Source organism: Arthrobacter sp. sptzw32, assembly GCF_059089735.1.
This window is the reverse complement of the sequence record NZ_JBNHEZ010000007.1, coordinates 86532-109229: the sequence shown is the minus strand read 5'-3', so window position 1 is coordinate 109229 and position 22698 is coordinate 86532. Positions and strand designations below refer to the sequence as shown.

Annotated in this window: 22 protein-coding genes; 10 read left to right on the top strand and 12 right to left on the bottom strand. The window is 66.3% G+C overall.

The features are described 5' to 3' along the window. Positions 1-50: 50 nt before the first annotated feature. Together AC5RVN_RS14390 and dacB are read right to left on the bottom strand one after the other, a co-directional pair. Entirely contained in the window at positions 51-1184 is a 1134-nt protein-coding gene (locus AC5RVN_RS14390; RefSeq protein WP_494040400.1) for a zinc-dependent metalloprotease, read from the bottom strand. Between the two features lie 108 nt (positions 1185-1292). After that, a complete protein-coding gene (gene dacB, locus AC5RVN_RS14385; RefSeq protein WP_494138376.1) occupies positions 1293-2813 on the bottom strand; it encodes a D-alanyl-D-alanine carboxypeptidase/D-alanyl-D-alanine endopeptidase in 1521 nt (506 codons plus the stop codon). Positions 2814-2967: 154 nt separating this feature from the next. Between dacB and AC5RVN_RS14380 the strand changes: the two genes are divergently transcribed. Then, a complete protein-coding gene (locus AC5RVN_RS14380) occupies positions 2968-3456 on the top strand; it encodes an inorganic diphosphatase (RefSeq protein ID WP_104044131.1) in 489 nt (162 codons plus the stop codon). 232 nt (positions 3457-3688) lie between these two features. Next, entirely contained in the window at positions 3689-5083 is a 1395-nt protein-coding gene (locus AC5RVN_RS14375) for a carboxylesterase family protein (RefSeq protein WP_494138375.1), read from the top strand. 43 nt (positions 5084-5126) lie between these two features. Here AC5RVN_RS14375 and AC5RVN_RS14370 read toward each other — a convergent pair whose 3' ends face one another. After that, positions 5127-7508 carry a phosphoketolase family protein gene (locus tag AC5RVN_RS14370; protein WP_494138374.1) on the bottom strand — a complete coding sequence of 794 codons (2382 nt, stop codon included), beginning with the start codon at positions 7506-7508 and terminating at the stop codon, positions 5127-5129. A gap of 120 nt (positions 7509-7628) precedes the next feature. On the opposite strand from AC5RVN_RS14370, the gene AC5RVN_RS14365 reads away from it, so the two are divergent. After that, positions 7629-8228, top strand: coding sequence for a hypothetical protein (locus AC5RVN_RS14365; protein WP_494138373.1), 600 nt, complete (start codon positions 7629-7631; stop codon positions 8226-8228). 113 nt (positions 8229-8341) lie between these two features. Here the strand turns inward: AC5RVN_RS14365 and AC5RVN_RS14360 are convergent, their stop codons facing one another. The 3 genes from AC5RVN_RS14360 to serS all read right to left on the bottom strand — a co-directional run bounded on the left by AC5RVN_RS14360 (position 8342) and on the right by serS (position 11294). Further along, positions 8342-8926 (bottom strand): histidine phosphatase family protein, encoded by a 585-nt coding sequence (locus tag AC5RVN_RS14360; protein WP_494138372.1) that lies wholly within the window; start codon positions 8924-8926, stop codon positions 8342-8344. Positions 8927-9002: 76 nt separating this feature from the next. Beyond that, a complete protein-coding gene (locus tag AC5RVN_RS14355; protein WP_494040394.1) occupies positions 9003-9863 on the bottom strand; it encodes an HAD family hydrolase in 861 nt (286 codons plus the stop codon). A gap of 150 nt (positions 9864-10013) precedes the next feature. After that, positions 10014-11294: a serine--tRNA ligase gene (gene serS, locus AC5RVN_RS14350; protein ID WP_494138440.1), complete on the bottom strand. Its 1281-nt coding sequence runs from the start codon at positions 11292-11294 to the stop codon at positions 10014-10016. Between the two features lie 91 nt (positions 11295-11385). Between serS and AC5RVN_RS14345 the strand changes: the two genes are divergently transcribed. Further along, on the top strand, positions 11386-12450 hold the full coding sequence (locus AC5RVN_RS14345) for a diacylglycerol/lipid kinase family protein (RefSeq protein ID WP_494138371.1): 1065 nt from the start codon (positions 11386-11388) through the stop codon (positions 12448-12450). A gap of 10 nt (positions 12451-12460) precedes the next feature. Here AC5RVN_RS14345 and AC5RVN_RS14340 read toward each other — a convergent pair whose 3' ends face one another. The 3 genes from AC5RVN_RS14340 to AC5RVN_RS14330 form a co-directional block, all read right to left on the bottom strand. Next, on the bottom strand, positions 12461-12667 hold the full coding sequence (locus tag AC5RVN_RS14340; protein ID WP_494040392.1) for a hypothetical protein: 207 nt from the start codon (positions 12665-12667) through the stop codon (positions 12461-12463). A gap of 95 nt (positions 12668-12762) precedes the next feature. Continuing rightward, on the bottom strand, positions 12763-13740 hold the full coding sequence (gene pheA, locus AC5RVN_RS14335) for a prephenate dehydratase (protein ID WP_494138370.1): 978 nt from the start codon (positions 13738-13740) through the stop codon (positions 12763-12765). A gap of 68 nt (positions 13741-13808) precedes the next feature. Beyond that, positions 13809-14135: a rhodanese-like domain-containing protein gene (locus AC5RVN_RS14330; RefSeq protein WP_387548349.1), complete on the bottom strand. Its 327-nt coding sequence runs from the start codon at positions 14133-14135 to the stop codon at positions 13809-13811. Positions 14136-14248: 113 nt separating this feature from the next. On the opposite strand from AC5RVN_RS14330, the gene AC5RVN_RS14325 reads away from it, so the two are divergent. The 5 genes from AC5RVN_RS14325 (at position 14249) to AC5RVN_RS14305 (ending at position 18497) form a co-directional block, all read left to right on the top strand. Next, complete coding sequence (locus tag AC5RVN_RS14325; protein ID WP_494138369.1) at positions 14249-14983, top strand: Type 1 glutamine amidotransferase-like domain-containing protein; 735 nt, start codon at positions 14249-14251, stop codon at positions 14981-14983. Further along, positions 14976-16397 carry an amidase gene (locus AC5RVN_RS14320; protein ID WP_494138368.1) on the top strand — a complete coding sequence of 474 codons (1422 nt, stop codon included), beginning with the start codon at positions 14976-14978 and terminating at the stop codon, positions 16395-16397. Before AC5RVN_RS14325 ends, AC5RVN_RS14320 begins: the two co-directional genes overlap by 8 nt. A 132-nt stretch (positions 16398-16529) precedes the next feature. Further along, positions 16530-16757: a hypothetical protein gene (locus AC5RVN_RS14315; protein WP_494040388.1), complete on the top strand. Its 228-nt coding sequence runs from the start codon at positions 16530-16532 to the stop codon at positions 16755-16757. 504 nt (positions 16758-17261) lie between these two features. Then, positions 17262-17714 (top strand): LapA family protein, encoded by a 453-nt coding sequence (locus AC5RVN_RS14310; protein WP_494040387.1) that lies wholly within the window; start codon positions 17262-17264, stop codon positions 17712-17714. 111 nt (positions 17715-17825) lie between these two features. After that, on the top strand, positions 17826-18497 hold the full coding sequence (locus tag AC5RVN_RS14305) for a hypothetical protein (RefSeq protein ID WP_494138367.1): 672 nt from the start codon (positions 17826-17828) through the stop codon (positions 18495-18497). A gap of 58 nt (positions 18498-18555) precedes the next feature. On the opposite strand, the gene AC5RVN_RS14300 is transcribed toward AC5RVN_RS14305, so the two are convergent. Beyond that, positions 18556-19437, bottom strand: coding sequence for a nuclease-related domain-containing protein (locus tag AC5RVN_RS14300; RefSeq protein WP_494105716.1), 882 nt, complete (start codon positions 19435-19437; stop codon positions 18556-18558). A gap of 225 nt (positions 19438-19662) precedes the next feature. Here AC5RVN_RS14300 and pgm point away from each other — a divergent pair, with 225 nt between their 5' ends. Further along, entirely contained in the window at positions 19663-21339 is a 1677-nt protein-coding gene (pgm, locus tag AC5RVN_RS14295) for a phosphoglucomutase (alpha-D-glucose-1,6-bisphosphate-dependent) (RefSeq protein ID WP_494138366.1), read from the top strand. Here the strand turns inward: pgm and AC5RVN_RS14290 are convergent. Both AC5RVN_RS14290 and AC5RVN_RS14285 read right to left on the bottom strand, forming a co-directional pair. Further along, positions 21336-21839 (bottom strand): 2'-5' RNA ligase family protein, encoded by a 504-nt coding sequence (locus AC5RVN_RS14290; RefSeq protein WP_494040383.1) that lies wholly within the window; start codon positions 21837-21839, stop codon positions 21336-21338. The two genes, pgm and AC5RVN_RS14290, sit on opposite strands and share 4 nt — an antisense overlap. Before the next feature lie 138 nt (positions 21840-21977). Further along, a complete protein-coding gene (locus tag AC5RVN_RS14285) occupies positions 21978-22583 on the bottom strand; it encodes a malonic semialdehyde reductase (RefSeq protein ID WP_494040382.1) in 606 nt (201 codons plus the stop codon). Positions 22584-22698 lie beyond the last annotated feature (115 nt).

The following is a 22698-nucleotide window of genomic DNA, read 5'->3' as shown; positions in this document are numbered from 1 at the left end:
TCCGGGCCGCAGACGGCCGCTGCGCTGGGCGGGTTGGGGCGCGGTATTGATCAGATTCCCATCCGCTCGAGCCACAGCTTGGCGTCGTGGATTTCCGGCTCGGTGGGCAGGTGGTCCACGGACTCCCAGACCCGGTTGAAGCCGTCCATTCCGGCGGCGTCCACCACGGCACGGACAAAACGGGCGCCGTCGGAGTACTGGCGCATCTTCGCGTCCAGGCCCAGCAGGCTGCGGATGAACTTTTCCACCACGCCGCGGTCCTTGCCGCGGTCGTTGAACCGCTGGCGGATGGTCTTCACGGACGGCACGATGCTGGCATCCACGGCGTCCATCACCACGTTGGCGTGGCCTTCGAGCAGGCTCATCACGGCGGTGAGGTGCGAAATGGCGGCCTTCTCCTCCGGATCCTGCAGGAGGTCCAAAATGGCGCCCCGTCCAGGCGTGTTTCCATTGCCCGTACGGTCCTTCAGGGAACGGGCAGCGGCGGTGGCCCGCTCCATCAGCGTGTCAACGTTACCCAGCAGATGCCCGCTGAGTTCGTCGATCTGCTCCAGCATGTGGTGCCGCAGCCAGGGAGCGGCCGCGAACTGGACCCTGTGCGTCTGTTCGTGGAGGCAGACCCAAAGGCGGAAGTCCTCGGGAGTGACGTTCAGTTCGCGCTCCACGGCCACGATGTTGGGGGCGACGAGGAGCAGTCGCCCGCCCGACGGCGCCGTGGAACCTTCGGCAAGGGCGGCAAAGGGATCGTACTGGCCCAAAACCTTGCTGGAGAGGAAGGCGAGGACCGCACCGAGCTGGCTGCCGGTGATGGCGCCGCTGACACTGGCCGCGGCGGGACTCACCGTGCCGCGCCGGTTCTCGAGCATCTTTTCCATGGCGGGCTTGAGCATTACGGCGAAGCTTTGGGTGTTGGCTTTCGCCCATGAGGCGCGGTCCACAACCAGCACTGTGGAATCGCGGAGGTCCCGCGCCGCTTCCAGGCCGGTAATCTCATGGACGTGCTCCACCGAGGCATCCGCAAGGCGGCGAAGGCTGTCCACGGCGTCACCTATTTCCGCCTGGTTCAGGACCGGGCCGGCAGGAACCAGCCGCGCCGCGGTGGAGGCGGCGAGGTCCCAGTTGATCAGGGACGATGCCTGGCTGGACAAGGTTTGGGCTGACGACTCACTTGCAGTGGACTCCATAGCTCCCATCAGACCACAGCAGCCCCGGGATAGTCCTTAAGTTCGCTGACCGGCGAACCCCGGCACGTCCGCGAAGTGGGCGCGGTGTCCTGACGGCCTTGTCCGGCGTCACCGGCAGCCGCAGGCCGCCAGCGCCGTCGCGGCCTGGTCCAGCGCCGCCCTGTTGCCGGCGGCGCCCGGCGTAAGCCCGTTGCCTATGAAGGAGAAGACCAGGAGGCGGCCGTCGGCGTCCACCACGTAGCCGCTGAGCGCCAGCACTGTGTTCAGCGTGCCGGTTTTGGCCCGGACCAACCCTGCACCCCGGGCTGTTGAGTCGTCACGGTAACGGGTGTTCAGGGTTCCGGTGAGGCCGGCCACCGGGAACCCGTCCAGGGCGGCCCGCAGCCTTTCGTCCGTGCCTGTGGTTATCACCCGGACCACTTCGGCGAGCTGCCGGGCCGAGACCTGGTTTCCCATGGCCAGGCCGCACACGTCAACCAGCGTCACCGCATCAGCGGGGATTCCGGCTTCGGCGAGCTGCGCGCGGACGGCGGCAGTGGCCCCGTCATTACTGCCTGGCTGGCCTGCCGCTGCCGCTGCCATCCGTCCGAGGACCTCCGCAAGGTAATTGTCCGATTCGCGGAGCATGAGGTCCACCTGCTCGGCCACGGTGGCGGACTCCACTTCGGCCAGCGCTGCCCCGCCTGCTTCTCCGGCTGGCCCGCCCGCTGCCTGCCCAGTGCCGGGGGAACGTTCGACGGGGGCCGCCACGGTCAGTCCCGCGGCCGCGCCTGCCGCCCGGAGCCGGGCCGCGAACTCCTCGCCTGCCGTGATGGCCGAGTCCTGCGGGCGGGGCCCGGTAGTGACGGCGGGGTCGTAGCGTGCCGAGTTCAATGCCAGAGGGTAAATTGGCGCCACTTCACCGGCCGCCACATCGCCGCTTCCCCAGGCGGGATTCAGCGCCGGGCCGGTGAAGAGGGAATCATCCACGAGGACCTTGATCTCTCCGGTTGTCCCCGCTGCAGAAAGCGCCTGGACCGCCGCGGCAGCAAGCGTGGCAAGGCCCGCGTGGCCCATCACCTGGTTCCCGTTGGAATCCCCGGGCGCCAGGAGGACGTCACCACCCCCAACAAGCACCACCTGCCCGGCAGCGGGACCTGCAACAACAGTGGTGGTGAACCGGTGTGCGGGGCCAAGGGAGCGCAGGGCCGCCACTGCGGTGAGCAGCTTCAGGTTGGAAGCGGGGACCCGGCTCTCGGAACCGCCCCGGTCAAAGAGGACCTGACCGGTGAGGGCATCCTGCACCAGCCCTGTGAAGTTGCCGCCGCCGTCGGCCTTCAACAGGGGCTCCAGTTGGGCTGTGACGCTGGAGGCCAGCGGGACGGCCGCATTGTCATCCAGCGGCTCGAGTCCCTGCTCCGGACTTAGCGTGGCGGGGGGCTGCTGCCACGCAGGTGCCGGCGGAACGGGCGCGGGGGGCTCGGGCCCCAGGAAACCAGGGGCAACCAGCAGGGCTGCGGGGACCTGAAGGGCAACAAGGAGGGCTGTCAGCAAGAGCACAGGCCAGGACCTCCCGGGGCCGCCAACGCCGCCTGGCACACTGCGGCGGATACGGCCCGGCGGCGGCTCCCCGGCAGTTGGTTTGGTCATGCTGGTGCTGGTCCTCAAGTCCTGAAATATCCCCACAAGTTCCTGATTCCAGGGCCTCTCGCTATATCCTCAATAATAGTCGGCGGCACGGACACTCCTTTTGGTAGGCCGTCCAGTGTGCCGCGAACCCCCTGCAATTGCCGAGGAGCATTCCATGAAGCATGACGTGACCATCGAGATTCCCAAGGGATCGCGCGTCAAGTACGAAGTTGACCACGAGACCGGCCGCGTCCGCCTGGACCGCGTCCTCTTCACCTCCATGCAGTACCCCACGCACTACGGGTTCTTCGAAAACACCCTGGGCGAAGACGGCGACCCGCTGGACGCACTGGTGCTCCTGCAGGACTTCGACCTCCACCCCGGCGTCATTGTTGAATCGCGCCCCATCGGCGTTTTCAACATGACCGACGACGGCGGCGGAGACGCCAAGGTCCTGTGCGTGCCGGTTGACGCCCGTTTCGACCACATCCAGGAAGTCAGCGACGTCAGCGACTTCCTGATCAAGGAAATCGAGCACTTCTTCACCCGCTACAAGGACCTGGAACCGGGCAAGTGGGTCAAGGCCGAGGGCTGGGGCGACCGCGCCGCCGCCGAAGCCGAGCTGGAAGCCTCCATCAAGCGTTACGTGCCCACGGGCCACTAATCCCCACTGTCCCCCTCACCTCGCTGCGCTCGGCCAGGGAACCCTGACAGCGTGGGCCCATCCACTGTCCCCCTCACCTCGCTGCGCTCGGCCAGGGAACCCAGACAGCGAGGGCCCATCCACTGTCCCCCTCACCGGAGCAGTACAACGGCGGGTGCCTGACTTGCGAAAGCCAGGCACCCGCCGTCGTTGTCTGTCAGTACCTCCAAGCAGGATATGAAACTCTTGGTGCGTGAACTCCGCACCAACTTTCAGCCCGCCCTGCGGCCCGGTCACCGGCTGGCGGGACGGCGACGTCATCCGGGCCACCGGCATTCCCTACGCCACCGCCGGGCGTTTCCAGGCTCCCGTCCCTGCCCCTGACTGGACCGAGCCGTACGTTGCAACCTCCCTGGCTCCCGCCTGTCCGCAAGGGCCGGTGCCGTTCCTCGACGACGTCCTGGGCACCCGCTACGGCGAGCTTCCGGGCAGCGAGGACTGCCAGAACCTCTCCATCACCATGCCCGCAGACCTTGCCCCGGGCGAGAGCCTGCCCGTAATGGTCTGGATCCACGGCGGCTCCTACACCACCGGTTCAGGCGACCTGGCCATCTTCGACCCGGCGGTCCTCGCGGCTGAAAACCGGGTGGTGGCGGTCTCGGTGACCTACCGCCTGGGGCTGTTCGGATTCCTGGCAACCCGCAATGGCCGGCCCGGCAACCTGGGCCTGCTCGACCAGCTTGAGGCATTCCGCTGGGTGCAGCGGAACATCGCTGCCTTCGGCGGTGACGCCGGCCGGGTGACCGCCTTCGGCCAGTCCGCCGGCGGGGACGCAATCGCCCATCTCATGGCAACCCCTGAGGCACCGTCGCTGTTTCAGCGGGCAATCATCCAGAGTGCGCCCTTGGGCATCTCGCGCGGGCGGGCAAAAATGAACCACGCGATGGGCATCGCCGCGGAAGCGGTCACGGAGGAAACCCCGGCGATGGACGTGGTGGAACGGGAGGACCACGTAGCGCAGGTGGCCCGAAAATTCGGAATGCTGGCCGCCATGCCTTTCGGGACCCAATACGGCCATGCACCCCTGCCCGGGGAAGCGGACATCGAGGCTGCCTGGAACCGCGCAGCCCCCGGCATCGAAGTGCTGATCGGACACACGTCCGAGGAGGCACGGCTCTTCCTGACGCGCAGCCCGTACCTTCACGGGCTGGCAGGCGTGCCTGTGGTCGGCAACGCCGCCGTCAAGGCCATCGACTGGGTGGTCACCGAAACGGTCTATGGCCGGGCGAGCCGGAAATTCGCCCGCCGCCATGCCCGGGCCGGCGGAAAGGCCCACCGCTACGTGCTGGATTGGCATGCCCCCCGCAACATTTTCGGCGCTGCCCACACCATCGATCTCCCGCTGCTCCTCGGCAACCGGACCACGTGGGACGGCGTGGGGCTGATCGCGGGAGCCCGCTGGGAGGACGTGGATGCCGTCGGCCGGCAAATGCGCAGCCTTTGGGCAGCCTTCGCCCGGGGCGAGGACCTCGAGGACAAAGGTGGAATACCCGGGGCGCTGCAGCTCACATCAGAACGGCCCGCGGCACGGTCCGGCCTGCCGGCAACGGCGTTGCGGACTGCTTCCACCATGTTCCGGCGCCGGTAGCAGTCATGGCCGGCGTACTTGCGACCCCCGCGAAGCATCCCGGCTAGGCACCCAGCTTCCAGTTCGTGATCTCCTCCGGGTCCTCCCCGTGGGTGCGGGTGTGCTCACGGGCACGGATCCTGCTGTCCTGGAGCTCCTGCCGCAGCAGCGAATGCTTTTCCGCCAGGCCGGGCACGCGGTCGATGGCGTCGATGGCCAGCTGGAACCGGTCGATGCCGTTCAGCATCGCCATGTCGAAAGGCGTGGTGGTGGTTCCCTCCTCCTTGTAGCCGCGCACGTGCAGGCCCTCCTGGTTGCTGCGCCGGTAGGTCAGCCGATGGATGAGCGCGGGATAGCCGTGGTAAGCGAAGATGACGGGCTTGTCCGGGGTGAAGATCCCGTCGAAATCGCGTGCCGGGAGGCCATGCGGATGTTCGCTTTCGTCCTGCAGCCGCATCAGGTCAACCACGTTCACTACGCGGACCTTTAGTCCGGGCACCCCGGCGCGGAGCAGCCCGGCCGCGGCCACCGTCTCGACAGTGGGCACGTCCCCGGCACAGGCCAGGACGACGTCGGGCTCCTCGCCGGGCACCTCGGACCCGGCGAACTCCCAGATGCCCAGTCCCCGCTGGCAGTGGGTGGCGGCGTCGGCGGGCCCGAGCCACGTCGGTGACGGCTGCTTTCCGCTGACCACAATGTTTACGTAGTCCGTGGACGCCAGGCAGTGCTCCATCACGGACAGCAGCGTATTGGCGTCCGGTGGCAGGTAGACGCGGATAACCTCTGCTTTCTTGTTCACGGCATGGTCTATGAAGCCCGGGTCCTGGTGGGAAAAGCCGTTGTGGTCCTGCTGCCACACGTGCGAGGACAGCAGGTAGTTCAGCGACGCCACAGGCTGGCGCCACGGCAGCTTGCGGTGCACCTTCAGCCACTTGGCGTGCTGGTTGAACATCGAGTCGACGATATGGATGAAGGCCTCGTAACAACTGAAAACACCGTGCCGGCCGGTCAGCAGGTAGCCCTCCAGCCAGCCCTGGCACAAGTGCTCGCTCAGCACCTCCATAACCCGGCCGGAGCGCGCAAGGTGCTCGTCGGCGTCGTCAATCCGGTACTGCCACACCTTGTCCGTGACCTCATACACGTTTTGGAGCCGGTTGGACGCAGTTTCGTCCGGGCCGAACAGCCGGAACGTTTCCATGTTCAGCTCGATGACGTCCCGCATCCACGAGCCCAGGGTGATCATGGGGCTGACGCGATCCGTCCCCGCGGCGGCAACCTCGACCGCGTGGTCCCGGTAGTCGGGCAGCTTCAAAGGGCGGCGCAGCAGGCCGCCGTTGGCGTGGGGCGTAGCGCTCATCCGGTAGTCCCCGGTGGGTGCACCCCGGGCGACCTCGGGCCGGAGCCTGCCGTCGCCGTCGAACAGTTCCTCAGGACGGTAGGACTGCAGCCATTCCTCGAGCAGCCGCAGGTGGTCCTCGTTGGTGTGGACGGCCGAGAGGGGCACCTGATGGCTCCGCCAGGTCCCTTCAACCTGGAGGCCGTCAACCTCACGTGGTCCCGTCCAGCCCTTCGGCGAGCGCAGCACAATCATGGGCCACCGGGGCGCCCCGCTGTCACTTTCCTCCGCTCCTTCCTGTGCCCGCCGGGACTCCTGGATGGCGCGGATGCCGTCCATGCAGATTTCCAGTGCCGCGGCGAAGTCCCGGTGCGCCTGCGCGGTGTCGTCCGGGTCCTTCACGGTGACGAAACAGGGCTCGTGGCCGTAACCGCGCAGGAGCTGTTCCAGCTGGGCTTCGGGCATCCGCGCCAGGATGGTGGGGTTGGCGATTTTGTAGCCGTTGAGGTGCAGGATGGGCAGCACGGCGCCGTCTGTCGCCGGGTCCAGGAAGTTGTGCGAGTGCCAGCTGGCCGCCAGCGGCCCGGTTTCGGCCTCGCCGTCGCCAATCACGACGGCGGTTACCAGCTGGGGATTGTCGAGCACTGAACCGTAGGCGTGTGCCAGGGAGTAACCGAGTTCGCCGCCCTCGCTGATGGAGCCGGGGCTTTCCGGAGCGGCGTGGCTGGGAATGCCGCCCGGGTAGGAGAACTGGCGGAACAGCTCGGCCATGCCGTCAGCGTCGTTGCCTACGTGGCCGTAGATTTCGGAATATGTTCCTTCCAGCCAGGCGTTGGCCACCACGGCCGGGCCGCCGTGGCCGGGACCTGCCACAAAGAGCATCTCGGCGGAGTCGCGGCGGATCACCCGGTTCAAGTGCGCGTAAACGAAGTTAAGCCCGGGTGTGGTTCCCCAGTGCCCCAGCAGGCGGGACTTGGTGTGCCCGGCCTTCAGCGGTTCGCGCAGCAGGGGGTTGGAGCGGAGGTATATCTGGCCCACGGATAGGTAGTTGGCAGCACGCCACCAGCGGTCTACGAGTTCGAGTTCGTCCTGCCCCATGCTGCCGGCCATAACCATCCTCACGTCGGGTTCGCCGCCAAAGGCGGCCGTCGGTCCATCGCATCAGATGGCTCCGGGCGAGGCAACCCCGCTTGCCCCCACTCTGCTACCTGCGGGTAGTCTTTGGTTCAAATGTTCACCTTGACCATCAACCAGACCGACAGCCGGCGTGACGGCGACCGGGTGCCGCAGTTACTTAAGGACCTGCGGCACATTCCTGCGCGCCTGGATTTTGACCGGTCCGTGGAGGACGAGGTCCAGGGCATCGTGGACTGCCCGCACCAGGCCGTGGAAGCCGCGCTGATCGCACTGCGCTGCGGCTCCTGGTACGTGGGAATCGGCGTTGGGCCGGTCAACAAGCCGCTGCCCAACCAGATCAAGGACGTCTCCGGTCACGGACTGGTGTACGCCCGGCGTGCAGTGGACCGGCTGCGGAACAGCAAGGAGCGGGTTCCGGTGGCGGTAGAGGGACCCCTGGCCGATGTCGCCCATGACGCTGAAGCGGTGCTCCGGTTGCTGGGCCATATCGTCCGGGACCGTTCCAGCGCTGAGTGGCGGGTCCTTGACCTGCTCACCCCGGGCGTCCGCGGCCAGCAGAAGGCTGTGGCCCAGGAACTGGGCATCACCACCCAGGCGGTCAGCAAAGCAGTGGCCCGCGCGCAATGGAACGAGGAACACGCTGCCCGGCCGGCCGCAGCAAGGCTGCTCGCACTGATCCTCGAGGTGCGGTAGCGGCGCTGTTGGCGTGCTTGCTGCAGTTCAGTCGACGGCGGTGATCACCTCCGTGCTGTCCGTCCCGTTGCTGCTTGGAGCCGCCCTGCTGCTCGGCTGACCTGGGGTGCGGGTCAGCCCTGGCTGGCGGCCAGCACCGGTTCGCCGTTGAAGTACTCAAGCTGCCAGCCGTCGATCGCGTGGTGGTGTGCGAGGTTCAGTACGGCGTTGTCAATGCTCTTGAGGGTGCTGCCAACGGCGCGGCTGAGGGTCACCCGAAGCAGCGTTCCGTGGGCGACGACGAGAAGCCGGCGGCCGCGGAATTCCTCAGCCAGAGCCTCCAGGGCTGCGAGTCCGCGGTCCGCTGCCTCGTCCTCGCTTTCGGCGCCCCGGAAACCACCGGGAATGCGCATCGCATCGAGTTCCGGCCCGGCTTGCATGCCTTCCGCGGGCCCGAAGCAGCGCTCGACCAGTTCGGGGACGCGCCGGACATCGCTGAGGCCAAGCCCCGCGGCGATGACATCGGCGGTCTCAGCTGCGCGGCCCAGGGGTGAGGACACGATGGCGTCCCATTCGTAGGCCGCGAGGACAGCGACTGCATCCCGCGCCTGGGCCCGGCCCACCTCGTTCAGCGGGATGTCTGTGGATCCCTGCAGCCGGCGCTGCGCATTCCAGTCGGTCTGGCCATGGCGGATGAGGGCGAACGTCGTAAGGGTCATGCTTTCCATTCTGCCCGACGACGGGCGTCCGCTTGGCCAGGGCCCGTGCGTATCGGCGTGCGCTCCGCCGGCAGCTTTAGAGGAGGCTTCGCAGCACGTGGGCAGCGCCGTCGTCGAACACGGAGTGAGTCACTTCGTCCGCGGCGGCGATGACTTCCTCGGGGGCCTGGCCCATCGCCACGCCCCGTCCGGCCCAATTCAGCATCTCGATGTCATTGCGGCCGTCGCCGACAGCCACCGTGAGGTGCTGTTCGATCCCGAGGCGGCCACGCAGGCTTTCCAGGGCGCTGGCCTTGGTGACGCCGGCAGCGGCGATGTCCAGCCACGCGGTCCAGCCCACCGAGTAGGTGACGCCGGCAAGGCCGATGTGCTCGATCGCCTCAGTGAATTCTTCGGGTGTGTTTTCGGTGCTGAACACCACCACACGCACTGCCGTGGCCTCGAGCATGGTGTGAAAATCCACGCCAACGGCCTCGACGCCGAAGCTGGCATCCTGGAAGCGTTCGGTGGAAAGGAAGTTGCCGTCCTCGTCCTCCAGCGCGTACTTCGCCGACGGAAGCCGCTCGCGCAGTGCACGGAGCGCAGGAGCGGGATCGAAGGTGGCCTTGTGGATGACCTCGTACCCGTTTTCAAGATCCGGGTGAAGCCGCAGCGTCACGCCGCCGTTGCAGCACACCGCATAGCCGCGCTCGATGCCGATTTTCTCAAGGATGGGGAGCATGGCGTTGAGGGAGCGCCCGGTGGCGATCATTACCTCGTGCCCGGCTGCCACTACTGCCTGTGCCGCTTCGCGGACGGCCGGCGTCATGTGGCCGTCGTGGTCCACCAGCGTGCCGTCCACATCCAGGGCGATCATCAGCTTTTGGGCTGCGTTCTTGTTTTCGTTCTCTCGCCGGTCATCGTTGCCGGCGACTGAGGTTTCAGTCAGCGTAGTCATCCATCAAGTAGAGCAGATGCCGCCAAAATCCTGCTAGGACGCGCGCCACAGTGTTATTGAACAGTTGGTAAATGCCTCTGGCGGGCCCGGCACCGGCGAAGTGCAGGTGCAGAGTCCGCCAGAGGGGGCGAAGCCCAGGACCAGCCGAACCTACAGGACCGGGAGGACCTCCAGCCCGCCGAGGTACTTCTGCAGTGCCTTGGGCACGTTGACCGAGCCGTCCGCATTCTGGTGGTGCTCCAGCAGTGCCACGATCCAGCGGGTGGTGGCCAGCGTTCCGTTCAGGGTGGCAACAGCCCGGGTGCCCTTGGCCACGCCCTCGGAATTGAGCGCGCGTTCGCGGATGTTCAGGCGGCGGGCCTGGAAGGTGGTGCAGTTGGACGTCGAGGTCAGCTCGCGGTACGCCGCCTGGGTGGGGACCCACGCTTCGCAGTCGTACTTACGGGCGGCGGACATGCCAAGATCGCCGGCAGCGGTGTCAATGACCCGGTACGGCAGCTCGCACTTGGCCAGCATCTCCTCTTCCCAGGCCAGCAGGCGCTGGTGCTCGGCGGCCGCTTCCTCAACTGTGGTGTAGATGAACATCTCCACCTTGTTGAACTGATGCACGCGGATGATGCCGCGGGTGTCCTTGCCGTGGGATCCGGCTTCCCGGCGGTAGCAGGAGCTCTGGCCGGCGTAGCGGATGGGGCCCTTGGAAAAGTCCAGGATTTCGTCCGCGTGGTAGCCGGCCAGCGCAACCTCGGAGGTGCCCACAAGGTAAAGGTCGTCTTCGGCGAGACGGTAGATCTCGGCGTCGTGCTTTACGTCAAAGCCCGTTCCCTGCATCGTCTCCGGGCGCACTAGAGTGGGCGTGATCATCGGGACAAAGCCGGCCTCGATGGCCTGGTCCATGGCCATCTGCAGCAGTGCCATCTCCAGCCGGGCACCTACACCGCGGAGGAAATAGAACCGCGCGCCGGAGACCTTCGCGCCGCGTTCCATGTCGATCGCGCCGATCAGCTCACCGATTTCCAGGTGGTCCCTGGGCTGGAAGTCCGGGAACTCCCGCGGGGTGCCAACGGTCTTGACCACAACGTAGTCGTCCTCGCCACCCTCGGGGACGCCGTCCTCGACGAGGTTGGGAATGGTGCGCAGCAGTTCTTCCTGCTTCAACTGCGCGGCGTCTGCCTCAGCGGAGGCGGTTTTGACCGAGTTGGCCAGCTCCTTTACCTCGGCCAGCAGGGCCTTCTTCTCGTCGCCCTTGGCCTGGGCCACCTTTTTGCCGAATACATTTTGCTCGGCGCGGAGGTTTTCGAAGCGGATCAGTGCCGCCCGGCGTGCAGAGTCCGCGGAGATGATCGCGTCCACCACTGATTCGTCTGCGCCGCGGGCGCGCTGGCTGGCTCGGAACTTATCCGGGTTTTCGCTGAGGTCTTTTACGTCGATCACCTCATTAGGGTATCCAATCCGCAGGAGTACGACGGCGGCGGGCCGGGGTACGGGACCGGCGCACCTGACGCCGGGATACTGTTGAACCACCATGAGCGACCTGATTCTCTACCTGCTGATTGCGGTGGCTCTTGCCTTCGCTGTCTCCAGCTGGTGGGGAGTCCGCAGGCTCAAGGCGCTGCACGTGCGTAGTGCCGTAGGCGGGGATGCGCACGAACCAGGGCTTACCCAGCAGCGGGTCGCCGTCGTCCTCAACCCGGTCAAGGCCCGGTCGGAAGAAGCCAGGGCAACCATCCAGCGCGCATGCCTGACTGCCGGCTGGGACGAGCCGGTGATCTACGAAACCACGGCGGAGGACCCCGGCTTTTCGCAGGTGCAGGCGGCGCTGCGGCACAAGCCCGACGTCATTGTGGTGGGCGGCGGTGACGGCACCGTACGGGTGGTGGCTGAGTCCCTTGCCCGCACCGGAGTAGCGATGGGCCTTATTCCGCTGGGTACCGGCAACCTGCTGGCCCGCAATGTGAACCTGGATGTCAACGACCTCCACGGCAGTGTGCAGACGGCGCTCTTCGGCCACCAGCGCTTCATCGACACCGCCCGGATGGGCATCGAGAACTCCCGCACCGGCCAGTCCTCCGAGCACGCCTTCCTGGTGATCGCCGGCATCGGCATGGATGCCGAAGTTCTGGCGGACACCAACGCCGGCCTCAAAAAGACGTTCGGCTGGCTTGCCTACACCGAGGCCGGTATGCGCCACCTGCCCGGCCGGCGGAAAAAAGTCTCGATCTCGCTGGACGGCAGCCCGGACCAGGTCCGGAACATCCGCAGCATCCTTTTCGCCAACTGCGGCCTGGTTCCCGGCGGCATTGATTTCATCCCGCAGGCCATGATCGACGACGGCATGCTGGACGTGGTGGTGATGAGCCCCCGCAGCGCCATCGGCTGGCTGCTGATGTACGTAAAGATCATGTTCAAGCACAGCGGGAAGCTGCCCATCATGACCGTTTACAGGTCAGGCAGGATCGTCATCAAGTGCCTGGAACCGATGCCCACGCAGATCGACGGCGACACGGCAGGAGAAGCCACCAGGGTTACCGTCCAGGTGGAGCCGCGTTCGCTGTTGGTCAGGGTCAAAGGGCAGGATTTGCTGGTCTGAGGAACGAAGGTCAGGCGTGGGCTTCCTTGTGTGCCTCGGCGGCTGCTTTCGCGGCGGCGCGGGCCTCGGACTGCTCACGGATCATGGCCTGTTCCTCTTCGAAGCGCAGGCGGTCAGCCCGGTCTGCCTCGTCGCCGTCCCAGTCCTGGTTGTCGGCGGTGGGGCGGGGATTGATGATCATTCCCTGGCCATCGTTGTCAGAGCTGTTGGTACTCATGACCCGCTCCCTTCGTTAGGGGCCATCCCCCAATGTGGATCAAGTAAGCATACGCATTGTCCACAGCCCGCGGAAGTGGTAGGAAGTGCAATTACCTACGCTGTGGGCGAAGGGCCGGAACCGGTTTCCGGCCGGCCCGCGGGAGGCTGCAACCCGTCCACCCACTGCCGTGCCGCTTTGAAGGCATTGTCGGAGGTATGCGGCTCCACCCGCGTCTCCTGGCCATCGGCCCGGGGGTAGGAGCCAAGGAAACGGGTGGCCGGACTGATGCGGTGCAGCCCCGCCAGGGCATCGGTTACGCGAGCGTCATTGAGGTGGCCGTCCGCATCGATGCTGAAGAAGTAGTGCCCGAGGTACTGTCCGGTGGGCCTGGATTCGATCCGGCTGAGGTTCACGCCCCTGCTGGCAAACTGGTCCAGGATCTCCATGAGCGCGCCGGGCCGGTCCTCGGGCAGGGGCACTACAACCGTGGTCTTGTCCGCCCCGGTTCGTTCGGGCAGGATGCCGGGGCGGCTGACCAGGATGAAGCGGGTAACAGCGCCGGGGTTATCGCCGATGTCCTCGGCGAGTGCGGAAAGCCCCGGCTGTTCCCGGGCAACAAGCGGCGCGCAGATGGCGGCGTCGTAGTGGCAGTCCGCGTCCAGCAGTCCCACGGCTGCTGCGGCAGTTGACGATCCCGGCACGTATTCTGCTCCCGGCAGGTTTGCCTCCATCCATAGCCTGCACTGTGCCCAGGCGTGGCCGTGGGTTGAGACCCGCCGGATGTCCTGTAGCGCTACGCCGGGCCGGGCCACCAGGACAAAACTGATGGGTACCAGGACTTCGCGGATGATCCGCAGTTCAGGACCGGTGGCAATGGCGTCGAGGGTGGCCGTTACACCGCCTTCCACTGAGTTCTCGATGGGAACCATCGCCGCACTGACTGCTCCCTCTCGCACCTTGTCCAGCGCGGCGTTGACGTTTGACGCCGGGACGCGGTGGGCCTCGGCAGCGCCGGGCACCTTCAGAAGGGCTGCTTCGGTGAAAGTGCCCCCAGGCCCAAGGAAGGCATAGGTGGCAGCGGGCGCAGGCATAGGTATTCCTTTAAAGACATGGAAGCGCCCGTGGCCGGGCGCCGAAAGTAGCGAAGCTCGCGGGGGCCCTACAAAACCAGCGGCTTGAGCCCGTTGTCGGAGACCAGGGGCTTTCCGGCCTCCAGCCACTGGTCCATGCCGCCGGAGACATTGATCGCGGTGTAGCCCTGGCCCGTCAGCCACTGCGCTGCGCGGAAGGAACGGCCGCCGGTGCGGCAAATGACGTACAGATCCTGGTCCGGATCGAGTTCGTCCAGCCGCGCGGGAAGCTGGTCGAGGGGGATGTGGAGGGCGCCGTCAGCATGCCCGGCAACCCATTCGTAATCCTCGCGGACATCCAGGATGGCGGCATCGGCGGGGAGGTCGTTGACGCGGACGGTATCAAAATCGCTCATGGCAAGTCCTGTCTGGCAGATCGGGTTCAGGGTTAAGCCTAGTGCCCGCGCCGTGCCCGCAAGTTCGGCAAGTTCGGCAAGTTAGGCTTCTGGATAAAACTTTAGGAGGCCCTTTGCCTGCAGAGCAGCCCACCATCCTTGCCACTTCCGGCGGCATCAGGCCCGGTATGCGCACCCGCCTGGAGTTCGGCCCTTTGCTGCACCACGCCGTCGAACTTTCCGGCGTCAGCGGCCGGGCGCCGAAGGTGACCCATATAGGCACCGCCGCAGGGGACCAGCGGGCGTTCCATGCAGAACTGGACGAAGCGGCACGGCTGGCGGACTTCGACTTCAGCCACCTGAACCTCTTCACCATGCCCAATCATGCCGACCCCGAGGCGCATCTGTTGGAGCAGGACGTTGTGTGGGTCAACGGGGGCTCGGTGGTGAACCTGCTGGCAGTGTGGCGGGCCCACGGCCTCGAACATATCCTTCGCCGGGCATGGCAGAGCGGAGTGGTCCTGGCCGGTGTGTCCGCCGGGTCGCTCTGCTGGTTCAAGGGCGGAACCACGGATTCCTTCGGGCCCGAACTGCGGGCAGTAACGAATGGCCTGGCCTTCCTCCCTTACGCCAACGGGGTGCATTACGACTCGGAGGAGCGAAGGCGGCCGCTGGTTCACCGGCTGGTGGCGGACGGGACGCTGGGCGAGACGCACTGCACGGACGACGGCGTCGGGCTGGTTTACCGGGGCACCTCACTGGTGGAGGCCGTAGCCGAAGTCCCCGGAAAGGGCGCCTACGTCGTCACGGCTTCCCGGAACGGAGATGGCGTGGAGGAGGAACGCCTGGAACCGAGGTACCTTGCCTGAACTACACGACCTTTCCGCCGTCGCCCTTCGGGACAACCTCCGGAAAGGCGAGGTCTCCTCAGCGGAAGCGGCAGCGCACTTCCTGGGCCGGATTGACCAGCACAATCCCCTGCTCGGGGCGTTTGTCACGGTGACGGCTGAACAGGCCACGGACCATGCCCGGGCGGCCGACAGGCTTCGAAACCGGATTCCTGTCGAGGAGCTCCCGCTCCTGCACGGCATGCCCCTGGCGTTCAAGGACCTCACTGACGTGGCCGGGGTGGTGACCACGCACGGCAGTGCTGCGCTTGACCACAAACCTGCCGTGAACGACGGGCCATTGGTGGCGCTCCTGAAAGATGCCGGCGGCGTGTCCCTGGGAAAGACCCAGGTGCCCGAATTCGGGCTGACCGCCTACAGCGAAAACCGCGTGGCACCGCCGTCACGGAATCCGTACGCTCCCAGCAGGAGTTCCGGGGGTTCCTCGGGTGGAAGCGCCGCAGCGGTGGCCGCCGGATTTCTTCCGTTCGCGCCCGGCTCGGACGGCGGCGGGTCCATCCGCATCCCGGCCGCCGCCTGCGGATTGGTGGGGCTCAAGCCGGGCCGCGGGCTGGTGCCGGCCGGGGAAAGCCTGGGAGACCCGGCCCGGCTGGTGGTGTCCGGCCCGCTGGCCAGGAGCGCCGCCGACGCCGCCCTGATGATGGATGCCCTCACACCTTCCGGGTCCGCCCGGGATCGCGGCTACCTCGCCCGGCTGGAACAGGAGCCGCCCCGGCTAAGGATCGGCGTCACCTTGGACAGCCCCTGGTCCGGCACCTTTCCTTTTACTCCGGACCAGGAGGCATTGGACGCACTCCGGGCGGGGGAGAAACTTCTGGAGCACGCGGGGCATTCGCTCAGCGAAGCGAACATCCGCTATGACAACCGCTACCCTGATGCTTTCACCACCGCCTGGACGGCGCCGGTGGGCACGGCCAGGATCAGTCCGCACCGGGAAGCGCTGCTGGCGCCGCTCACGCGGACATTCCGCCGCCGGGCCCAGCAGCGCAGCCATGCGAAGGTGAACGAAGCGGTTGCTTTCCTGCGGCAGTTTGAGCGCGACACCGTAGCGCAGTACGCGCAGTGGGACCTGCTCCTGATGCCGGCGCTCGCCCAGACGCCGCGCCCGGTGGGCTGGTTCACCGGCACAGCGCACGGCGGCGACCGCTGGCCGGCGGCACAATGGGCAGGCGACGCCGACGGCGACTACCGGAAACAGTGCGAATTCGCGCCATGGTCCGCCATGGTCAATGTGTGCGGCCTGCCCGCCGTCACCCTTCCGGTCCACTGGACCGGCGACGCCCCCGGCCTCGGGCTGCCGATGGGTATCCAGCTCGTAGGTTCCTCGGGTTCCGAGAAACTCCTGCTGCAGGTGGCGCATCAATTGGGTTATTGAAGCCTCGGATGGGGGCTTGTTGACCTGGTTCTAACGCGGGTTTAATACTGCCGTAACCGTGATGCATAAGACTGGCAGCACCGCACCGGTTCCGTTCCTGCAAAGGCCAATACTCAACGAGGAGTTACTCTCATGGGCGCTGAACATTCCACCACCGCCAGCGAAACCTCCCGTCCCACGTATCAGGGCAGGCGGGACCTCAGCAACGCCAACGTCAGGGAGGACCTGGCCAGAACCGGCCGCTGCGCGTTGGTCCACTTGCCCACCGGCCGGATCTGCCTGCTTCCACTCAGGCATCACGGGCCGTGCGAGTTCCACCGGCCGCAGGACGCCGAGGACCTCATCTCCGGCGTCGCGTAAGCTGCACCTCCTCCTTGCAGGGCATGCTACGGATCCCTCGACTCCGTGGGCGAACAGGAGGACGATTAAAGGGCAGTCACCATAAGGAGGCCTGTGATGTGTTATTCCTACAGCAACAAAGACTTCGGGCGGAGCACCAGAAAAGAAGCTGACCGCCAACCCGAAGCGAAGCAGGAAAGCCCGGTAGAAACACCGGAAAAGCCGGTGAAGGCACAGAACTATACGTTCTGGGCATTCCCGAACTGGCGCAGGACGCCGGCACCGCGCACCCCTTCAGCCGAACGGAGCGAGGAAAGGGTCTGACGCCGGCATGGTCAATGACAACGGAAGGGACTCCAATGGAGGCCCTTCCGCTGTGTCGGGACGGCTCCAGGCCACCCCCATCCCGCCACGTGGTGATTTTCCAGGACTCAGCTCCTCCCCCGCGTTGTGCTGCAGGAAGACCTCCGACTAGGGTGGGACCATAAGCATGCTTAGTATTCACGTCCGCAGGAAGGGAACAGCATGAGCACGGAGAACTACCCGTCCCCCGCGCCGGACCGGCAGCCGGAGCCCGGCACCGGGAACTACACCGCGGCCCCATCTTCAGCCGGAACGTCTTCCCCCGCCGACTCCCCAGCCCCCGGGACCGGAGTAAGCCAAAGCCCGCGGGCAGCAGAGAGCACCCCGGCAAACGGACCCCTGCCTGCCGCTGACCAGCCACGGGTGACCCGTGCCGGGGTGGTGTGGGCCGCCGTCGTGGCCGCCCTGATCCTGCTGATCCTCCTGATCATCTTCATCCTGCAGAACCAGGACCAGGTGGCCGTCCGCTACTTCGGGCTGGAAGGATTTGTCCCGCTGGGGATGGCACTGTTCATCGCCAGCGTGACCGGTGGCGTCCTGGTGGCAGTGGCCGGTGGTGCCCGCATCCTGCAGCTTCGCCGGAACGCGCACCGCGCGCGCTCTCCGCAGCGGTAATAGCGCACCGCGCTCCGGCACCTGGCGGACCAGACAAGGCCAGGGTGCTTCCTTACATACCCGCCACCTGATGAATAAGCTGGGGCTGTACCTGGAATACAGGAGGGCTATATGCGCGGTGATAAAGATGCCTCCGCAGAGCGCCGTCTGCGGCCCACATTGACGGCAAGGACCCGGCGCCCGCTGCCCCGCCGGATGCTGGCAATCCTTGTCCTGGCCATGGCGGGTTGTGCATCTGGTGGCGACCCCAAGCCTGCCGAACGCACCCTTTTGCCCGGAAGCACCGTCAGCACCGCATCCCTTCCGGCAGGGACCTCGGACTGGGCCCTTTACGAAAGCCCACTGGTTCCACTCGAGGACAGCTCCGCCGACTTGGCCATGCCGGTGGTGTCCGCGAAGGGAGGAATGCGCGGAACAGCCTACTTTGACCTCGTGACCGTTACTGAGTACCGGCCGGATGGAACTGAGATTCGGGAGGTCTCACACGATGACCTCACCAGCAAGAGCATCATGAAGTGGTACGAGTGGAGCAGCGGCACCGGGAACCCGCCGCCCACGTTCTCGCGGGAAACCACCGGCTACCAGGACGATGGAAGCCTTTCGATCTCCAACGCCGAGGGAGCAGATGCGATTACGGGCTGGAGCAATGACGAGCACCTGTTCAAGGTGGTGCCGGGCAACCAATACCGGATCCGCGGCTACATGCGGGGACAGGATATCGAGCTGACCGGCGCCGGAACGGACATCGGCTTCCATCTGGACTTTTACGCGGTGGAGGAATAACAGAAGGCGCCGGCCCCTCAGGCTGCCGCCAGGACACGCCCGGGCCGCCGTCGCAGGTCTACTGCCCCAAATAGGGCAGCACGTAGACGGCGAAAATGACGAACGCCGCCAGGAGCGCGAGGGCTCCTGCTCCCGACGCGCCGTGCCGTCGAGTGTCCGGATTCCGCCCGCCGGCCGCCGTTCCGCGCACATTTCCCTGGCCCCTGGTACGTGGAGGCACAACACGGGCAGCCGGCACGGGCCGGGGCTCGCCTCCAGGATCCGAGGGCGCCGGGCGTGCACCGGCCGGTTTCACCACCGTGCCGGAACGCACGTTGCGGAACGCCGTGATTCCGGGTTCCTGTTCGTGCGTGAGCTGCTGGCCAAGGTGCGCATAGAGCCCCGCCACGGTCTGCTGGTCCAGCACCGGCGGCAAAGCTTCAATGGCTCCCACAACGCGCTGCGAACCAGCCACGGGCACGTCAGCGTTCGTCACGCCGAACAGATCAGGTTGGGCCGCCATACAAATCAGGGGACGCACCAGCCGGCGGTGGGGCGGCGCCATCACGGAGGCGACGGCGGCGCATTGGGCAAGCGCCCCTTCCACGGCCTGGGTGCGGGCGTACCGGCCCTGCCACAGCACACCGGAGGAGACGCGCACTTCGCCCGTCCAGTTCTTGGCGTCCACCACCACCACACCGCCCGGGCCCACCAGGACATGATCCAGGCTGGCTTTTGGCCGACCCGGCCAATAGACGTCATGCAGCACGTACCAGCCGCGCGGCACGAGCTCGCTGAGCTTCTCCGCCACCACGCGCTCACCTGCTGCTCCGGCATCCCATGCCTTGGTGGAGTGCTCGGCCTGGTCGAGCCGGCGTTTGAGTCTCGCGACCCTTTCGGCGGCCAGCCTGGAGTGCTCCGCTGCCCCGTCCCCTGCCCCCATGGCCGTCCCTGCTTTCATTGGAATTTCGACGGCGGAAGGCCGTCGTCGCCCTTTGCTTACGGACTCTCCGCCCGGTTTTTCCGAAAGTAACAGGAGGCGGTGGCGGCGGTATATAAGTACTTTTCCGGACCGGTACTCAGGCGGGCTACTCGGCTGATGACGCGGTTCCGTCACAGGCGGGACACACGACCGGATTCTGGACGGGTCGTTTTGACTCCGGCCCGGGTCTGGCATGCTGTAGCCATGGCTAGCCGCGCGGGTACAGTTGCCCAACCCCAGGACCTTGTTGACATCACTGCGCTCCTTGACGCGTATTACGACATCACGCCGGATCTGGGTGATCCCGGCCAGCGTGTGGCGTTCGGAACCTCCGGGCACCGCGGCTCGAGCCTTAAAGCGTCATTCAACGAGCAGCACATCGTTGCCATCACGCAGGCGATCGTGGAGTACCGGGCAGGGCAGGGCATCACCGGCCCGCTGTTCCTGGCCAAGGACACCCACGCCCTCAGCGAGCCGGCGCAGAACTCCGCGCTCGAGGTCCTGGCTGCCAACGGCGTCCAGGTCCTTATCGACGCCCGCCACGGCTACACGCCCACCCCGGCACTGAGCCACGCCATCCTCACCTACAACCGGAACGCCGGCGCCGGCGCTCCCCAGGCGGACGGCATTGTGGTCACCCCCAGCCACAACCCCCCGGCCGACGGCGGCTTCAAGTACAACCCCCCGCACGGCGGCCCTGCCGACTCCGATGCCACCGGCTGGATTGCCAACCGCGCCAATGAGCTCCTCGAAAACGGCCTGAGGGGCGTGAAGCGCGTACCGCTGGCCGACGCACTCGCTGCCGACACCACCGGCAAGTTCGACTTCCTGAGCAGCTACGTGGATGACCTGCCTTCGGTCCTGAACCTGGACGCCATCCGCGAGGCCGGCGTGCGCATTGGTGCTGATCCCATGGGCGGCGCGGCAGTGGACTACTGGAGTGAGATTGGCGAGCGCCACCACCTGAACCTCACAGTGGTCAACCCCACGGTAGATCCGCAGTGGGCGTTCATGACACTGGACTGGGATGAGAAGATCCGGATGGACTGCTCCTCCCCCGCGGCCATGGCTTCACTGATCCGGCGCATGGCTGATGCGTCGTCCTCCGGCCGGCCGGCCTTCGATATTGCCACCGGCAACGACGCCGACGCTGACCGCCACGGCATCGTCACACCTGTTGTTGATGGGGTGGGCGGGCTGATGAACCCCAACCACTACCTCGCTGTCGCCATCGACTACCTCTACCGCAACCGCAGCGGCTGGAACCCGAATTCCGTGGTGGGCAAGACCTTGGTGTCCTCCTCGATCATTGACCGGGTGGCAGAGAGCCTCGGCCGGAAGCTGGTGGAGGTTCCGGTGGGCTTCAAGTGGTTCGTTCCCGGGCTGCTCTCCGGCGAGGGTGCGTTCGGCGGTGAGGAATCAGCCGGCGCCTCCTTCAACAAGAAGGACGGCAGCGTTTGGACCACGGACAAGGACGGCATCCTGCTGGCCCTTCTCGCTTCGGAAATCACGGCGGTCACGGGCAAGTCCCCGTCCCAGCTCTACAAGGGCCTGACCGACCAGTTCGGCGCCCCGGTCTACGCGCGCATTGACGCCGCCGCTACCCGCGAGCAGAAATCTGCACTCGGCAAGCTCTCGCCGACGGACGTGACGGCAACGGAGCTGGCCGGCGAGCCGATCCTTTCCAAGCTCACGGAAGCGCCGGGGAACGGCGCGTCCATCGGCGGGCTAAAGGTGGTTACAGAGAACGCCTGGTTCGCCGCCCGCCCGTCCGGCACGGAAGACGTTTACAAGATCTACGCCGAGTCCTTCAAGGGCGAGGAGCACCTCAAGCAGGTGCAGGCCGAAGCCAAAGCCCTGGTGGACGGCGTCATCGCCTAAACGGTTGCTGCGGGCCCCTGGCCCCACAGCCGCAGGATGCGCCGGACGGTGCGGTCACCGTCCGGCGCCATGTCCACCAGGGCAATCCGGTCCAGCACCACCTCCTCACCCGGGTTCAGCCGCCTGCCGCCGTGGTGCGAAACGTGGGGCCGGTAGCCGGAGAGGGTATGGCCGGGCGTCAGGACCTTGCCGCCGAGGTTCCCAACGGCCGCCACCAGCTCTTCGTGCAGGGCCTGGAGGTCCGGCTGCGGTTCGATGAGGCTGACGGGCACGGAACCGTTCCGGCCAAACCCTGCGTCCTCCCCTGCGGTGAGGCGGGCGCCGAGTGCCCTGCGGGCAGGGCCGTCGGCAAGTGCGGCAGCGCCGACGGCAGGGTCGGAACCGTCCGGGCTGTCGACGTCGAACCTCACCAGGGTGATGTGCAGCGGCCAGTCAGTGCGCAGGAAAATTGCGTTGTCGGCCACGGCTTCGACGAACACGACGAAGATGAGATTCCGCATCTGCCCAGTCTCCCACCACCCCCCTGCGACGCTCTCTCACTTAATGCAGGTTAAGCACAAACGCTCTTTCATGGGGTGAAAGAGCGTTTGTGCAAAAGGCGCATTAAGTGAGAGAGCGTCCGGGTGGGGCGGGCGCAATCAGACGGTGCGGACGACGTCCTCGTAGGCGAACTTGGGCTTGGCTTCGCCGAAAGCGTCCTCGGCGGGCTGGCCGATGTTAACCACAAGGAAGCTCTTCTGGTCCCCGTTGGGGAAGAACGCAGCGTCAATCGCACCGAAGTCTGCGCCCGTCATGGGACCTGCGGCGAACCCGAGGGAGCGCACGGCCAGGATGAAATAGCCGGCCTGCAGGTGGGCGTTGTTGTTGCCTGTGGCGGCTGCGAGCTCCGGGTTGGCGTCATACATGGCCTTGGGGGCGTTGTAACCGGGAAGGAAGCTGTCCCACCGCCCGGCCCAGTCGGTGTCGAAGCTGAGGATGGCCACCAGCGGAGCAGAGGCGGTCTTGGCACGGTTGCCCGGCATCAGGGCGTCAACCAGTGCGGCCCGGGCCTCATCCGAGCGGACGTAGGTTACGCGCAGCGGCTGTGAGTTGAAGGCTGTTGGGCCGAACTTGGTCAGCTCGTAGATAGCCTGCGCCTGCTCCTCAGTCACCTCTCCCGTGAAGGAGTTGGCGGTCCGGGCCTGGGCAAAAATGGCGTCGACGGCAGCCGGATCGATGACTGCTTCTTCGTGGGCAATGGTCATGGGCTTACCTTTCGCTGCGCCTCCCCGCTGCTTGGGGCGGCCTCGTTGCTTTCCATACTTGCAACTTCAACCACTGCGGTCCTCTTCCCGTGACGGCCCGTGACATCCGACACAG

Bases quoted from the DNA above. Each gene is read 5' to 3' on its own strand.
- AC5RVN_RS14390 (WP_494040400.1), bottom strand. From the start codon at position 1,184: ATGGAGTCCACTGCAAGTGAGTCGTCAGCCCAAACCTTGTCCAGCCAG.
- dacB (WP_494138376.1), bottom strand. From the start codon at position 2,813: ATGACCAAACCAACTGCCGGGGAGCCGCCGCCGGGCCGTATCCGCCGC.
- AC5RVN_RS14380 (WP_104044131.1), top strand. From the start codon at position 2,968: ATGAAGCATGACGTGACCATCGAGATTCCCAAGGGATCGCGCGTCAAG.
- AC5RVN_RS14370 (WP_494138374.1), bottom strand. From the start codon at position 7,508: ATGGCCGGCAGCATGGGGCAGGACGAACTCGAACTCGTAGACCGCTGG.
- AC5RVN_RS14365 (WP_494138373.1), top strand. From the start codon at position 7,629: ATGTTCACCTTGACCATCAACCAGACCGACAGCCGGCGTGACGGCGAC.
- AC5RVN_RS14360 (WP_494138372.1), bottom strand. From the start codon at position 8,926: ATGACCCTTACGACGTTCGCCCTCATCCGCCATGGCCAGACCGACTGG.
- AC5RVN_RS14355 (WP_494040394.1), bottom strand. From the start codon at position 9,863: ATGACTACGCTGACTGAAACCTCAGTCGCCGGCAACGATGACCGGCGA.
- AC5RVN_RS14345 (WP_494138371.1), top strand. From the start codon at position 11,386: ATGAGCGACCTGATTCTCTACCTGCTGATTGCGGTGGCTCTTGCCTTC.
- AC5RVN_RS14340 (WP_494040392.1), bottom strand. From the start codon at position 12,667: ATGAGTACCAACAGCTCTGACAACGATGGCCAGGGAATGATCATCAAT.
- pheA (WP_494138370.1), bottom strand. From the start codon at position 13,740: ATGCCTGCGCCCGCTGCCACCTATGCCTTCCTTGGGCCTGGGGGCACT.
- AC5RVN_RS14330 (WP_387548349.1), bottom strand. From the start codon at position 14,135: ATGAGCGATTTTGATACCGTCCGCGTCAACGACCTCCCCGCCGATGCC.
- AC5RVN_RS14315 (WP_494040388.1), top strand. From the start codon at position 16,530: ATGGGCGCTGAACATTCCACCACCGCCAGCGAAACCTCCCGTCCCACG.
- AC5RVN_RS14310 (WP_494040387.1), top strand. From the start codon at position 17,262: ATGAGCACGGAGAACTACCCGTCCCCCGCGCCGGACCGGCAGCCGGAG.
- AC5RVN_RS14305 (WP_494138367.1), top strand. From the start codon at position 17,826: ATGCGCGGTGATAAAGATGCCTCCGCAGAGCGCCGTCTGCGGCCCACA.
- AC5RVN_RS14300 (WP_494105716.1), bottom strand. From the start codon at position 19,437: ATGAAAGCAGGGACGGCCATGGGGGCAGGGGACGGGGCAGCGGAGCAC.
- pgm (WP_494138366.1), top strand. From the start codon at position 19,663: ATGGCTAGCCGCGCGGGTACAGTTGCCCAACCCCAGGACCTTGTTGAC.
- AC5RVN_RS14290 (WP_494040383.1), bottom strand. From the start codon at position 21,839: ATGCGGAATCTCATCTTCGTCGTGTTCGTCGAAGCCGTGGCCGACAAC.
- AC5RVN_RS14285 (WP_494040382.1), bottom strand. From the start codon at position 22,583: ATGACCATTGCCCACGAAGAAGCAGTCATCGATCCGGCTGCCGTCGAC.